The 13,288-nt window shown below is 62.1% G+C and carries 13 protein-coding genes; 8 read left to right on the top strand and 5 right to left on the bottom strand.

From position 1 onward, the window contains the following. Positions 1-13 precede the first annotated feature (13 nt). Genes WM40_RS13460 through thiL form a run of 3 tightly spaced genes read right to left on the bottom strand, consistent with a single transcriptional unit; the run spans position 14 to position 2,402 of the window. Positions 14-589 carry a CinA family protein gene (locus WM40_RS13460; RefSeq protein WP_082102699.1) on the bottom strand — a complete coding sequence of 192 codons (576 nt, stop codon included), beginning with the start codon at positions 587-589 and terminating at the stop codon, positions 14-16. 60 nt (positions 590-649) lie between these two features. Then, a complete protein-coding gene (locus tag WM40_RS13465) occupies positions 650-1,180 on the bottom strand; it encodes a phosphatidylglycerophosphatase A family protein (protein ID WP_024901828.1) in 531 nt (176 codons plus the stop codon). After that, the gene (thiL, locus tag WM40_RS13470) at positions 1,170-2,402 is read right to left on the bottom strand and encodes a thiamine-phosphate kinase (protein WP_024901827.1); all 1,233 of its coding nucleotides are present in this window, start codon (positions 2,400-2,402) and stop codon (positions 1,170-1,172) included. The genes WM40_RS13465 and thiL overlap by 11 nt, the downstream gene beginning before the upstream one ends. A 268-nt stretch (positions 2,403-2,670) precedes the next feature. Between thiL and WM40_RS31425 the strand changes: the two genes are divergently transcribed. From WM40_RS31425 to WM40_RS13490, 4 genes are all read left to right on the top strand, one after another. Further along, positions 2,671-2,901 (top strand): hypothetical protein, encoded by a 231-nt coding sequence (locus WM40_RS31425; protein ID WP_046153097.1) that lies wholly within the window; start codon positions 2,671-2,673, stop codon positions 2,899-2,901. A 137-nt stretch (positions 2,902-3,038) separates the two neighbouring features. Beyond that, positions 3,039-5,342, top strand: coding sequence for an NADP-dependent malic enzyme (locus tag WM40_RS13480; protein WP_046153098.1), 2,304 nt, complete (start codon positions 3,039-3,041; stop codon positions 5,340-5,342). A 269-nt stretch (positions 5,343-5,611) separates the two neighbouring features. Further along, on the top strand, positions 5,612-6,073 hold the full coding sequence (locus WM40_RS13485; RefSeq protein WP_024901824.1) for a ribonuclease: 462 nt from the start codon (positions 5,612-5,614) through the stop codon (positions 6,071-6,073). A gap of 7 nt (positions 6,074-6,080) precedes the next feature. Next, positions 6,081-6,629, top strand: a complete 549-nt coding sequence (locus WM40_RS13490; RefSeq protein ID WP_024901823.1) for a barstar family protein — start codon at positions 6,081-6,083, stop codon at positions 6,627-6,629. Positions 6,630-6,649: 20 nt separating this feature from the next. On the opposite strand, the gene WM40_RS13495 is transcribed toward WM40_RS13490, so the two are convergent. Beyond that, positions 6,650-7,429 carry a 16S rRNA (uracil(1498)-N(3))-methyltransferase gene (locus tag WM40_RS13495; RefSeq protein WP_024901822.1) on the bottom strand — a complete coding sequence of 260 codons (780 nt, stop codon included), beginning with the start codon at positions 7,427-7,429 and terminating at the stop codon, positions 6,650-6,652. A gap of 176 nt (positions 7,430-7,605) precedes the next feature. Here WM40_RS13495 and tkt point away from each other — a divergent pair, with 176 nt between their 5' ends. Both tkt and gap read left to right on the top strand, forming a co-directional pair. Then, positions 7,606-9,684, top strand: a complete 2,079-nt coding sequence (tkt, locus tag WM40_RS13500; protein ID WP_024901821.1) for a transketolase — start codon at positions 7,606-7,608, stop codon at positions 9,682-9,684. A gap of 27 nt (positions 9,685-9,711) precedes the next feature. Beyond that, positions 9,712-10,725: a type I glyceraldehyde-3-phosphate dehydrogenase gene (gap, locus tag WM40_RS13505; RefSeq protein ID WP_024901820.1), complete on the top strand. Its 1,014-nt coding sequence runs from the start codon at positions 9,712-9,714 to the stop codon at positions 10,723-10,725. Positions 10,726-10,996: 271 nt separating this feature from the next. Here gap and fur read toward each other — a convergent pair whose 3' ends face one another. Further along, on the bottom strand, positions 10,997-11,422 hold the full coding sequence (gene fur / locus WM40_RS13510; RefSeq protein WP_046153099.1) for a ferric iron uptake transcriptional regulator: 426 nt from the start codon (positions 11,420-11,422) through the stop codon (positions 10,997-10,999). A gap of 199 nt (positions 11,423-11,621) precedes the next feature. Here fur and WM40_RS13515 point away from each other — a divergent pair, with 199 nt between their 5' ends. Then, the gene (locus tag WM40_RS13515) at positions 11,622-12,410 is read left to right on the top strand and encodes an outer membrane protein assembly factor BamE (protein WP_052738318.1); all 789 of its coding nucleotides are present in this window, start codon (positions 11,622-11,624) and stop codon (positions 12,408-12,410) included. Positions 12,411-12,441: 31 nt separating this feature from the next. Next, positions 12,442-13,239: a 4-hydroxy-tetrahydrodipicolinate reductase gene (dapB, locus tag WM40_RS13520; RefSeq protein WP_024901817.1), complete on the top strand. Its 798-nt coding sequence runs from the start codon at positions 12,442-12,444 to the stop codon at positions 13,237-13,239. The last annotated feature ends 49 nt before the right edge of the window (positions 13,240-13,288 follow it).

A 13,288-nucleotide genomic window follows, 5' to 3' on the forward strand; every position in this document is an offset into this window, starting at 1 on the left:
GGTTTGCCGTGCTTCATGTGCCCGTCGTAGTGTGCGAGACGAGCAGCGCCAGACCATGCAGTGCATGCCGCGCGCTTTGCCGCCGAACGGACGCACGATCACCATCGAAGTGACAGGTGACCGTGTGGACCACTGGCGCCGTATTTTCCGCCGATCGATAGGCCCACCCGAAGCAAACCGTTCCCACTGGTTTCTCGGCGCTGCCACCGCTGGGTCCCGCGACGCCGGTGACCGATGCCGTTATCCGAGCCTGGCTCGCCAATAACCCGCCACGCGCCATCGCCGCCGCCACCGGTTCGCTGACCGCGCCATGCGTATCGATCAGCGCGGTGGCGACATCCACCGCGCCGGTTTTCGCGGCATTCGAATAGGTCACGAAGCCCCGCTCGAACCACGCGCTGCTTCCCGCCACTTCCGTGAGCGCAGCGGCGATCAAGCCGCCGGTGCATGATTCGACCGTCGCCACCGTCCAGCCGCGCTGAATCAGCTGCTGTCCTAATTGGGCCGCTTGCTGAGCCAGTGCGTCATACGATGGTGGTGGTGCAGCCTCTGCGATCGTCAAGTCAACAGTAAGCGTGTCTGAGGACATCGGCGTTTCCTCCTGGTAAGCGAGAAACAAGGGCGCACGGGACGGATCGTATCGGCCACGCTAGCCGAACAGACGATGTCCGATCGCCAGGACCAGCAACGCGAAAAACGCGGCCACGATATCGTCGAACATGATGCCGAAGCCGCCTTTCAAACGCTGGTCGAACCAACGGATCGGCGGTGGCTTGACCATATCGAAAAAGCGGAACACGGCGAAGGCAAGCAATTGCGCAGCGAAACCCGTTGGTGCGGCGAGCCACAGGACCAGCCATATCGCGATGACCTCGTCCCATACGACGGGTCCCGGGTCCGGCACATTCATGCGGCGCGCGGTAAAGCCGCAGAAGCCGATGCCGGCCAGGAAGCCGATCAGGATCAACAGCGCCCAGGCCGTGTTGGACAACCACGGCTGGAGCACGGCAAACGCGGCCCAGCCGAACAACGTGCCGCAGGTGCCGGGCATGATCGGCGAAAGCCCGCTGCCGAAACCCAGCGAGGCGATATGTACCGGATGAGACAGCATGAAACGCAGCGTCGCGGGCTGGCGCTCGACGCGTGCCTGTGTATCGGAGAGAGTAGGGTCAGGCTGCATCGAAGTGATCGAAACCGGTCAGCGAAAGAGAAAGAGGGGTACCGTCGGAGGCGACCCAGTGTACCTGACCTGCCTGATTCAGGGTGCCCGTCGCGAGTCGTAGCGGCGCGGTGGTGTCGCGTATATCCTCGATCACGGCACGGGATGCCAAGGCGTCCTCGGATGCGCCTGAGCGCATTGATTCATGATGCGTCGCGGGCATATCGCTTGGCGTGCCGGTTGGCGACGCCGCGGCGGTTTCCGGTGCCCGCATCGTACCGACCCGGGTGAGGGCGACACCATCGATCGAACCGTGAGCGTTCAGGGCTTCCAACGCCGCGCGCGATGCGATCGGTGCCGTGAAGCACAGTTCGTAATCGTCGCCGCCACTCAACGTGCAGACCTTCTGGATTTCGGGTGCGCACGCGGCCAACCATCCCGAGCGGGGCACGGCATCAACGTCGACGACGGCCACCAGGCCGGAGCGCCGCGCGATGTGTGCCAGGTCCCCGGCGAGGCCATCCGAGAGATCGATCGCCGCATGCGCCAGTTCGCGCAATTGCTCCCCTAGCGCAATGCGTGGTTGCGGCGCCTCCATCGCGGTGCGTACCGCTGCCAGCGTCCCGGCAGCGTCGGACGTGCCAAGCGTGGTCAGTGGCCAGTCCTGACGCATCAGCCCCAATGCCAGCCGTGCGTCGCCCAATGTCCCTGATAACCAGATGTCGTCGCCTGCGCGTGCCGCGTCACGCCGCAGTGCGGCACCATGCGGCAAGGCGCCGAAGATCGTGATGCTGATCGTCAACGGACCGGCTGTCGTGTCACCCCCGATCAATTCGCAGCCGTGCGGTTCCGCTAACGCAAACAGCCCTTCCGCAAAGCGATCGAGCCAATTCACATCGGCCGCGATCTCCGGTGGCAGAGCCAGCGACAAGGTGAATGCCATCGGAGTGGCACCCATCGCCGCCAAATCCGACAGATTGACCGCCAGCGCCTTGTGACCGAGCTTGCGCGGATCGACGTCAGGCAGGAAATGGCGGCCGCAGACCAGCATATCCGTCGACACCGCCAACGACTGTCCCGCAGGCAGGTCCAGCAGCGCACAATCGTCGCCGATGCCGAGGCGGGTGGAACGCAAGCGAGACGGCGCGGACCCGTCGCGGGCGGCATGCACTTCGGCGCGCACGCGCGCCGCACGCGCGCGGCGCAAGAAAATCTGATCGATCAGTTCGAATTCTGTTGGCATGCGGACTGGGGGACTCGCCCTGCGTGGGCGGTCTGTCGAAAGTGGAAAACGCGGATCGGCGACATGGACTGCCTCGCCCGGTATTGTGCCCGCATTCATGTCGCGGCGGACAGGGTGGTTGCGCCGGCGGTCTCCAGATGTCTTTGTAAGATCGCGTCCCAGGCGGTTTGCCGCACCGATGCGCGGCCCATGGCAATACATCGGGGAGGGTGGTGGGACGTAACGCGCAACGCGGACGATGCCACGGCGATCGCCCCTTACGCCTTATGTGAATCACGACGCTGCTGCGACGCAGCAATACCGCTTGCACGATGGTGCAATAGCGTATTTCACGCAGCGATGCTCATATTTGTTGGAACAATTGGCGCTACAATGCGCCGACGCGTTGATCTTTTGGCGTCTGCGCGCGGCCCGCTTTGGGTGGGGTGCCCGCGACGTCGGCGCGCTGTTTCTCCTGATGGCGCAAGGTTTCGATTACAGGATGCCGGATGCACGATGACGGGCAAGGAGCGGCAGTGTCAGTGACCGCCGTTGCAACGATCGTGGCAATATCGTCGGTGGCGATGCTGTCGCCAGGCTGCTGTTGGATCGTCTTTGCTTTTTGGTCGTTACGCGACCGCTTTCTGCCAGGTTCTCATGTCCACACCCGTCAATGCCAAACTGCGCGAAGCCGCGCTCGATTACCACGAATTTCCGACGCCGGGCAAGATCGCCATCGCCGCGACGAAACAACTGATAAACCAGCGTGACCTTGCGCTGGCGTACTCGCCCGGCGTTGCCGCCGCGTGTGAGGAAATCGTCAAGGACCCGTTGAATGCGGCGCGGTTCACGGCCCGCAGCAATCTCGTGGGGGTGGTATCGAACGGTACGGCGGTGCTGGGGCTGGGCAATATCGGTCCGCTGGCGTCCAAGCCGGTGATGGAAGGCAAGGCTGTTCTATTCAAGAAATTTGCCGGTATCGATGTATTCGACATCGAGCTGAACGAAATGGACCCGCATAAGCTTGTGGACGTGATCGCGGCGCTGGAGCCGACGTTCGGCGGTATCAACCTCGAAGACATCAAAGCACCGGACTGCTTCGTCGTCGAAAGCGAATGCCGCAAGCGGATGAAGATCCCGGTCTTTCACGATGACCAGCACGGCACGGCGATTGTCGTGGGCGCGGCAGTGACGAACGGCTTGAAAGTGGTCGGCAAGCCGATTTCGGAAGTCAAGCTCGTCTCGTCCGGCGCCGGCGCGGCGGCGCTCGCCTGTCTGGAGTTGCTGCTCGATCTCGGGTTGAAGCTCGAGAACATCATCGTGACCGACCTGGCCGGGGTGGTGTACAAAGGTCGCACCGAACTGATGGACCCCAAGAAGGAGCAGTTCGCGAGCGATACCTCGCATCGGACCTTGGCCGAAGCGATTGAAGGCGCCGATATTTTTCTGGGCCTGTCGGCCGGTGGCGTGTTGCAGCCGGAGATGGTCGCGAAGATGGCGAAGGATCCGCTGATCCTGGCGCTGGCGAATCCCAATCCAGAAATCATGCCGGAGGCGGCGCTGGAAGTGCGGCCGGACGCCATCATCGCCACCGGCCGCACCGACTACCCGAATCAGGTTAACAACGTCCTGTGTTTCCCGTTCATCTTCCGCGGTGCACTGGATGTCGGCGCGACCACGGTTACAAAGAACATGGAAATCGCCGTCGTCAATGCGATCGCCGAATTGGCCCGCCAGGAACAAAGTGACGTGGTGGCCACGGCCTACGGCATCGAAGACCTGTCGTTTGGTCCGCAGTATCTTATTCCCAAGCCATTCGACCCGCGCCTGATCGTGAAGATCGCACCGGCGGTTGCAAAGGCGGCCATGCTCGACGGCGTGGCCACGCGGCCGATCGAGGACATGGACGCCTACGAACAGCATCTGCAGCAGTTCGTCTATCAAAGCGGCACGATCATGAAGCCGGTGTTCCAGGTGGCGCGCGCCGCCACGCCGGAGCAGAAGACCATCGTGTTCAGCGAAGGGGAAGAAGAGCGGGTCCTGCGCGCGGTGCAGATCCTGGTGGACGAGAAGATCTGCTTCCCGATCCTCGTGGGTCGTCCCGCGGTTATCCAGCAACGCATTACGCGTTATGGACTGCGTCTGGTTCAGGATCAGGACTTCCGTATCGTCAATCCGGAGTTCGACGAACGCTATCGCGACTATTGGCAGACGTATCACAAGATGCAGGCCCGTAAAGGCACGACCGCCCAATCGGCCAAGCTGGAAATGCGTCGTCGTCCCACGCTGATCGGCTCGATGCTGGTGAAGAAAGGCGAGGCGCGAGGCCTGATTTGCGGCACGATCAGTACCACGCATCGCCATCTGCACTTTATCGACCAGGTAATCGGCAAACGGGAAGGCGCGACCGTCTACGCGGCGATGAATGCGCTGCTGCTGCCAGGGCGCCAGATTTTCCTAGTGGATACCCACGTCAACTATGATCCGACACCGGCGGAACTGGCCGAAATCACGATCATGGCGGCCGAGGAAGTGCGCCGTTTCGGCATCGAGCCGAAGATCGCACTGTTGTCGCATTCGAATTTTGGATCAAGCAAGGGTCCAAGCGCGCAGAAGATGCGCGATACGCTGGAGATCCTGCAGCAAACAGCACCGGATCTGGACGTGGACGGCGAAATGCACGGCGATGTCGCATTGGACGCGCAATTGCGTGCGGACCAATTGCCGGATTCCACGTTGCAAGGTAACGCGAATCTACTGGTCATGCCGAATATAGACTCGGCAAATATTGCCTATAACCTGTTGAAAGTCGCCGCCGGCAACAATGTAGCGATCGGTCCGATCTTGCTGGGTGCAAAGCAGCCGGTGCATATTCTGACGGCATCTGCGACGGTGCGACGAATCGTCAACATGGCAGCGTTGCTGGTGGCGGATATCGTTGCCGAGGAACTGCGGCATTGATCGCGCGCATGTGTCGGTTATTTTCGTGATCGACACGTTTCGCTTTACTCCCTTCCGTCCCCCGTCGTGCGGGGACAACCGTCACCTCATGGTGCGCGTCGCAATCGTCGTAAATTCCGATATCTGATTGATTTGCTTGTGCCTTCGGGGTAGGCTAACGCCTTGGCGCGTATTATTTCGCGGTTTTTCTAATGCGGCGATGAACTCGGCCGCCTGGCTGGTGTCTTAGCATGGGGAAGTGGGCGGCCCGTACCGCGGCAGCGGCGTTGATGGCGTTTGCCTGGTTAGGTGTTGGAACGGGGAGCGCCGTCGACGGTTTGCCGGCTGCCGGGTTTGGCGTGCATGGGCAGGGGTTGCGGATCGTTGCGGCCGCCGATGCGCGGCAGTCGCGCTACTCCGAAAATGGCGACGCGGGGGACCCGAACGGTGCGGCGACGTTCGCGGGGCCAACGCTCGAGAAGCACGCCTTACCCCTTGAGGCGCAGCGGGTATTGATCCAGATTCGTGATGGCGGGCCGTTCCGGTATGACAAGGACGGCATCGTTTTCGGCAACCGCGAAAAGTTGCTGCCGCGCGAACCCCGCGGCTATTATCGGGAGTATACGGTGCCAACGCCGCGCGCGAGGGATCGCGGAGCGCGGCGCATTGTGTGTGGCGGGCCACCGAGACAGCCAGATGCCTGTTTCTACTCGGACGACCATTACAGTAGTTTCAAACGAATCCAGGGATGACAACGGTATGAGCGGCAACCATTCTGCGCAAGAGACCGTGGTCGCAGTTGATCTTTTCGGGCGTAGCGACTTGAACCTGTTTCGGCGGGTCATGTCACTGCGCGATAGTGCGGTGGAGCGCCAGCCGGCGGCTCCGAGCGCACCCGACGACACGACGGTCGACATGTTTCGCACGGTGCGGTCAAACATCGTGCAGTCGATCCGCGCGTTCCGCATCGTCGATCTCGCCGAACAGGCGAAGCGCCTGGACCAGCATTTCTTCTATGCCGATTGCTCCGCGGCGAACACGAAAGCCGAAGTACTGGAAGCCATTTCACGCGCGTTTTATTTCCCGAAGCACTTTGGGAAGAATTTCGATGCGTTATACGACTCGCTGACGGATCTGGTTGCCAAGTCAGGACGTCAGACGGGTTTTGTGATCGTCCTGGATAGCTTGCCGGCTGTGCAAAAGTTCGACAAGGAAGCCCGTGAGAACCTGTTGGACGTTTTTCGCGAAGCGTCCGAGTTCTGGGCGGAACGGAGCGTGTCCTTCCGGGTGTTCTACTCGTTTATCTGATCTCTTGTTGCAACGCGGTGTCACCATCCGCCCCAGCGTCCGGCCAACGCGGCGAGGACGGCCATGCCGGCGGTTTCAGTGCGTAACACCCGCGGCCCGAGTGATAGCGCGGTGACACCGGCCGCGCGCGCGGCAGCCTCTTCTTCCATGGACCACCCCCCCTCGGGACCGATCCATAACTGGATCGGCGCGGCGGGGGGCGTGATTGGCAGTTCGGCGAACGTGGTTGCAGCGCGCGGTGATAGCAACCAGCGCAATGGCGTGAGCGCACCCTCTTGCGAGCCGCTTGTCTCCGCCGTGTTCCGCGTCGTTGCCTCCAACCAGCGATCGAACGGCTGCGGGACCCGCACCGTCGGGATCACATTGCGCCCACATTGCTCACACGCCGCCCGCACCAGTGCTTCCCAGTGGGCGTGCCGCCGTTCGAGCCGCTCGCCTTGTAGCTTGACGACGCTGCGGTGCGCGAGTATCGGCGTGATCGTGTCGACCCCCAGTTCCACGGCCTTTTCGATCAGCCAGTCCATCTTTTCGTTGCTCGCCACGCCTTGCACCAGATCGATCCGGTAGGGTGGCTCCGCGGCAGCGGCATTCACCGTTGCAGTCAGCACGGTGGCGTGCGCGCTGCGTTTTTCCAGGGCATCGAGCCGCGCGTCATAGGCGTTGCCGTCGCCGTTGAATACGGTCAGCAAATCGCCTTCGCGTAGTCGCAGGACTTGCAGATGCCGGACGGTTTCGGCGGGAAGCGTTAGCGATGTGCCGGTGCTGAGCGGCAGATCGACAAAGAATCGGGGGCTGGACATGCGGCCATTCTACACCGGGGGTTCTGATAGAATGGAGAGCCCGACTGGTGTGTGCTTTCGTCACGGCATGTGCCGCGAATCGTGAATGCAGGCAACCGGTGGGGACGTATCGTGGACGTATTCTCCATGCATCCCGCGCCGACGTCGGCCGGGGCGCGACGCGCACGGCGCGGCTTTTGCCGCCGACGGGCGATCCGCCCTGGCTCGCAGCGGCGCCAGCTCTCGACACCATGACTCTTCAGACCAGTAGCCCGACGACGCCCCTCGCCAACGCCATTCGCTTTCTTGCGATCGACGCCGTCGAAAAGGCCAAATCGGGTCACCCGGGCATGCCGATGGGCATGGCGGAAATCGCCGTGGCGCTCTGGCAGAAGCACCTGAAGCACAATCCCTCGAATCCGCTCTGGTTCGACCGTGATCGTTTCGTCCTCTCGAACGGTCATGGGTCGATGCTGCTGTATGCATTGCTTCATCTGACCGGCTATGACTTGCCGATCGGTGAACTGAAGCAATTCCGTCAACTGCATAGCAAGACGCCTGGACACCCGGAGTGGGGCATCACCGCGGGTGTCGAGACGACCACGGGTCCATTGGGCCAAGGCATCGCGAACGCTGTCGGGATGGCATTGGCCGAGGTGCTGCTGGCACGGGAATTCAATCGCCCAGGCCACGATATCGTCGATCACCATACCTACGCCTTCGTCGGTGACGGTTGCCTGATGGAAGGGATCTCGCACGAGGTCTGCTCGCTGGCGGGCACGCTGGGCTTGTCGAAGCTGGTCGTGCTGTACGACGACAACGGGATTTCGATCGACGGTCACGTCGAATACTGGTTCGGCGACGATACCCCGAGGCGCTTCGAAGCGTATGGCTGGCATGTCGTACGCGGTGTGGACGGTCACGACATCGATGCGGTCGACGCGGCGATCACCGCGGCCAAGGCCTCGGGCAAGCCGTCGCTTATCTGCTGCAAGACCGTCATCGGCAAGGGTTCGCCGAACAAGGCCGGTACACACGATGTTCACGGCGCTGCCCTGGGTGCGGACGAGATCGCGGCCACGCGCCAGGCGCTGGGCTGGCCATACCCGGCATTTGACGTGCCGGAGGAAATTTATGCGGCATGGGATGCGCGTGAAACCGGTAAGCAAGCGGAGTCCGAGTGGGATACGCGTTTTGCCGCCTACCGGGCCGCCTTCCCGACCGAGGCAGCGGAGTTCGAGCGTCGGATGCGTGGTGCGCTGCCGGCCGATTGGGCCGAGAAAGCCGCCGCGATCGTCGAAGGTGCCAATGGCCGGGCCGAGACGGTGGCCACGCGTAAAGCCTCGCAACAGGCGATCGAGGGCTTGGCTGCGGTGCTGCCGGAACTGCTTGGCGGTTCCGCTGATCTGACGGGTTCGAACCTGACGAACTGGAAAGCTGCCAAGCCGGTCCGCGGCAGCGCCGAGGGTACGCAGGGTGGCAACTACATCAACTACGGTGTACGCGAATTCGGTATGAGCGCCGCGATCAACGGCATCGCGGTGCATGGCGGCTTCGTCCCGTTCGGCGGCACGTTCCTGACGTTCTCGGACTATAGCCGCAATGCATTGCGTGTCGCGGCCCTCATGAAGGCACGGTCCCTGTTCGTGTTCACGCACGATTCGATCGGCTTGGGTGAGGACGGTCCGACACACCAGTCGATCGAACACGTTGCCAGCCTGCGTCTGATTCCGAATCTGGATGTATGGCGTCCATGCGATACGGTCGAGTCCGCGGTGGCGTGGACGCAGTCCGTTGAGCGCAAGGACGGACCTGCCGCGCTGATTTTCAGCCGGCAGAACCTGCCGTTCCAAGCGCGCAGCGATGCGCAGATTGCCAATATTGCTCGTGGCGGCTATGTGCTGCGGGATTGGAATGAAGAAATCCCGGCACGTAAAGTGATCCTGCTGGCCACCGGTTCCGAAATCGGTCTGGCGATGGAGGCTGTGGAGGCCTTGCAGCAGGTAGGCATCGGCGCCCGGGTCGTGTCCATGCCGTCGACCGATGTGTTTGACCGGCAGGATGCCGCATACCGTGAACGCGTGCTGCCGAAGGGCGTGGCACGGGTCGCGATCGAAATGGGAGTCAGCGACTTCTGGCGCAAATACGTGGGCCTCGAGGGCGGCGTGGTCGGTATCGACACGTTCGGCGAATCGGCCCCGGCGCCAGTGCTGTTCCAGCACTTCGGCTTCACCGTCGACAATGTGGTGAATGCCGTGAAGACGGTGCTCGACTGATTTTTTTCAATCGATAGGAGACGTACCATGACGGTTCGTGTTGCAATTAACGGGTATGGCCGGATCGGCCGTAACACCCTGCGCGCATTCTACGAAGGTGGCAAGAAACACGACATCGAGATCGTGGCCATCAATGACCTCGGCGATGCCAATACCAATGCGCATCTGACGCAGTACGACACGGCCCATGGCCGTTTCCCTGGAACCGTGTCGGTCGAGGGCGAGTATCTTGTCGTCAACGGCGACAAGATCAAGGTATTGGCAAACCGTAATCCCGCGGAATTGCCGTGGGGCGAGCTGGGCGTCGATGTGGTCTTGGAATGCACCGGCTTCTTCACGACGAAGGAAAAGGCCAGTGCCCACCTGAAAGGGGGGGCGAAGAAGGTCATCATTTCCGCGCCGGGCGGCAAGGACGTGGACGCCACGATCGTCTATGGCGTGAACCATGGCGTGCTGAAGGCCAGCGACACCGTCATCTCGAATGCATCGTGCACGACTAACTGCCTGGCCCCTCTGGTCAAGCCGCTACATGACAAGCTGGGCGTGGTCAGCGGTTTGATGACGACGATCCATAGCTACACGAACGATCAGGTCCTGACTGACGTCTACCATGAGGATCTGCGCCGTGCGCGTTCCGCGACGCACAGCATGATTCCGACGAAGACCGGTGCGGCAGCCGCGGTGGGTCTGGTGCTGCCGGAACTGAACGGCAAGCTGGACGGTTACGCGATTCGCGTACCCACGATCAATGTGTCGATCGTCGACTTGTCGTTCGTTGCGGCGCGCGACACGACTGTCGACGAAGTGAACGCGATCCTGAAGGAAGCGTCGGAATCGGGTCCGTTGAAGGGTATCCTTGCCTACAACACGGCACCATTGGTGTCGGTCGATTTCAACCACAACCCGGCGTCGTCGACGTTCGATGCCACGCTGACGAAGGTGACGGGCAACCTGGTCAAGGTTTCGAGCTGGTACGACAACGAATGGGGCTTCTCGAACCGGATGCTCGACACGACGGTAGCCTTCGCCACGGCAAAGTAAGTATCGGGCACGCCTGTTTGATCAGTGTGGTTGGGCGGGCGTGCCTCGGCCGGAATGGCCAGCGAGCGCAGCAGTCGATTCCGGCGCAAGTGCTGCCGGTTCATGGCACTGCCGCGGTTGCCGAGAGCGATAGGACCGTACAGAAAAGTCCATTGCCGTTAAAAAAGGGAAGGAATACCGGTCACGCCGGCGTTCCTTCCCTTTTTTAATTTTTCACCGTATTACGCCGCGAAGCCATGCGGTTGCCCGCGGTTGCAGGGCATTTCCGTGCTTAAGCCTTCCGATTCGGGCAGTGTTCGCGGGTGCAGGTTCCGTAAAGCGCCAATGCATGATCCTGCAACTTGAAACCTTTCTGCTCGGCAATGTTATGCTGCCGTTTCTCGATCTCTGCATCGAAGAATTCTTCGACGTGTCCGCAGTCGACGCAGACCAGGTGGTCGTGATGGTCCTTTTTCAGTTCGAACACGGCCTTGCCTGATTCGAACGTGGAGCGCGACAGCATGCCGGCCTGTTCAAACTGGGTCAGGACGCGGTAGACGGTCGCCAGTCCGATATCCAGCTCGTCATGGATCAGCTCGCGGTAGACATCTTCCGCCGTCAAGTGTCGGTCGCCGTTGCTCTGGAAGATGTCGAGGATCTTCATGCGCGGCAGCGTCGCTTTCAGTCCCTTGCTTTTGAGGTCGGATGGATTGGTCATCGCTGATTCTGCCTAGAGTACAATACGAGGCCCCAATAATAATGGGTTTTCGTGTCGCCGGATGCTACCGGATGAAAAGACCGCAATGCGGGCTGCTGTCGGGGGATGATCGCAGGCGGAAGCGACCGATCGGCCGGGTGGTCGGGCGGACGGCCGCAGGCGACCGGATGGAACAAAACGGCTTCAATGATGAGGTTCAATGACTTCGTACAAGCATAAGATGCGCCTGGCGGCGCTGGCCGCTGCGCTGGGCGCTTCCGTTCTGGCAGGCTGTTCGGCGTACAACAGCGTGACGGCTCGGATCGTGCAGCATGTGACGCCGTATCGCGTGACGATCGTGCAGGGCAATTTCGTCTCCAGCGACGCGGCAGCCAAGCTGCGCGTGGGCATGACGCGGGACGAAGTGCGCGCCGCGCTCGGCACGCCGCTGCTGACGGATATGTTCCACCCAGAACGTTGGGATTACATTTTCTACTTCAAGCGGGGCTCGACGGCCGTTGTCGAACAACGTGACGTCGTGGTCAATTTCGATGGTGATAAGGTCGTCGGTTGGAGCGGTACCAGCGACCTGCCGTCGAATCAGGACCTGATCGAGATGATCGACAGCTCTCGAAGTGAACGTAACTGGCTGCGCGAGCGGCAGAGTCAGCGCGCCAGCGAGGCCAAGGCGCAGGCGGCCGCGGGGGCTTCCACCCCGGCGGCGGTCGTGCCGGCAAGCGCCGGTGCGGTGCCGGCCAACCAGCGTGCCGCCGATGCCGCGAACAACGCGTTGGCGGCATCGACGCCCGCCGTGACGGTACGGGCGCCGAACGTCCCGCAGTCCAACGTCGTCCGTGCGGGTCCGGCGTCGCCGGTGCAGGCGACGCCGGAACCGCAATTTCATCTGACCACGCCGAACCATCTGCGGCCGGCGGGTGGGTCGTCGTTGCTGGCGCGTCCGCCCGGCGCCGATGACGCCACGCCAGCGTCCGGCACGTCCGCCAATTGACGCGATCACGGACTGACAGCGACCTTTCCAGATGAATATTGCCATTGCAGGTGCGAGCGGCCGCATGGGCCGCATGTTGATCGAAGCCGTCCTAGATGCAACGGATCTGACGTTGTCCGGTGCGCTGGCCTCGGGCGGCAGCGCCGCGCTGGGCCGCGATGCCGGCGCATTCCTGGGCCGCGATACCGGGGTGCCGATTTCGGCGGATGTCGATGCCGTTCTGGCGGTATCGGATGTGGTGATCGATTTTGCGCGCCCCGACGGCACGCTTGCGTTGCTGCAAGCGGCCACGCGGCTGCGGAAGGCCGTGGTGATAGGCACTACCGGATTCGATGCCGCGGGCAAGGCGGCGATCCAGCAGGCGGCGCGAACGATTCCGATCGTGTTTTCCGCGAATATGAGCGTGGGTGTCAATATCACGTTCAAACTGCTCGATGTCGCGGCACGGTTGTTGGCGACCGGCTATGACATCGAAGTCATCGAGGCGCATCACAAGCACAAGGTGGATGCGCCTTCCGGTACGGCGTTGGCGATGGGCGAGGTAATCGCGCAGGCGCTCGGTCGCGACCTCGACGCATGTGGTGTATTCGGTCGCAGCGGCGTGACCGGCGAACGCGACCCGTCGACGATTGGTTTCTCGGCCATTCGCGGCGGGGACATCATCGGTGAGCATACGGTGATGTTCGCCGGTATTGGCGAGCGGATCGAGATCACGCACAAATCGGCGAATCGGGTGGCTTATACGCAAGGGTCGGTGCGCGCCGCGCGTTTCCTGCAAGGCAAGCCGGCTGGTCTGTTCGATATGCAGGACGTGCTGGGCCTCAAGTAAGTCAAGCGTCGGCCGACCGTGCAAGCGGGCCGGCCGCTTCGGAGAGCGC

Source organism: Robbsia andropogonis, from assembly GCF_000970345.1.
GTDB lineage: Bacteria > Pseudomonadota > Gammaproteobacteria > Burkholderiales > Burkholderiaceae > Robbsia > Robbsia andropogonis.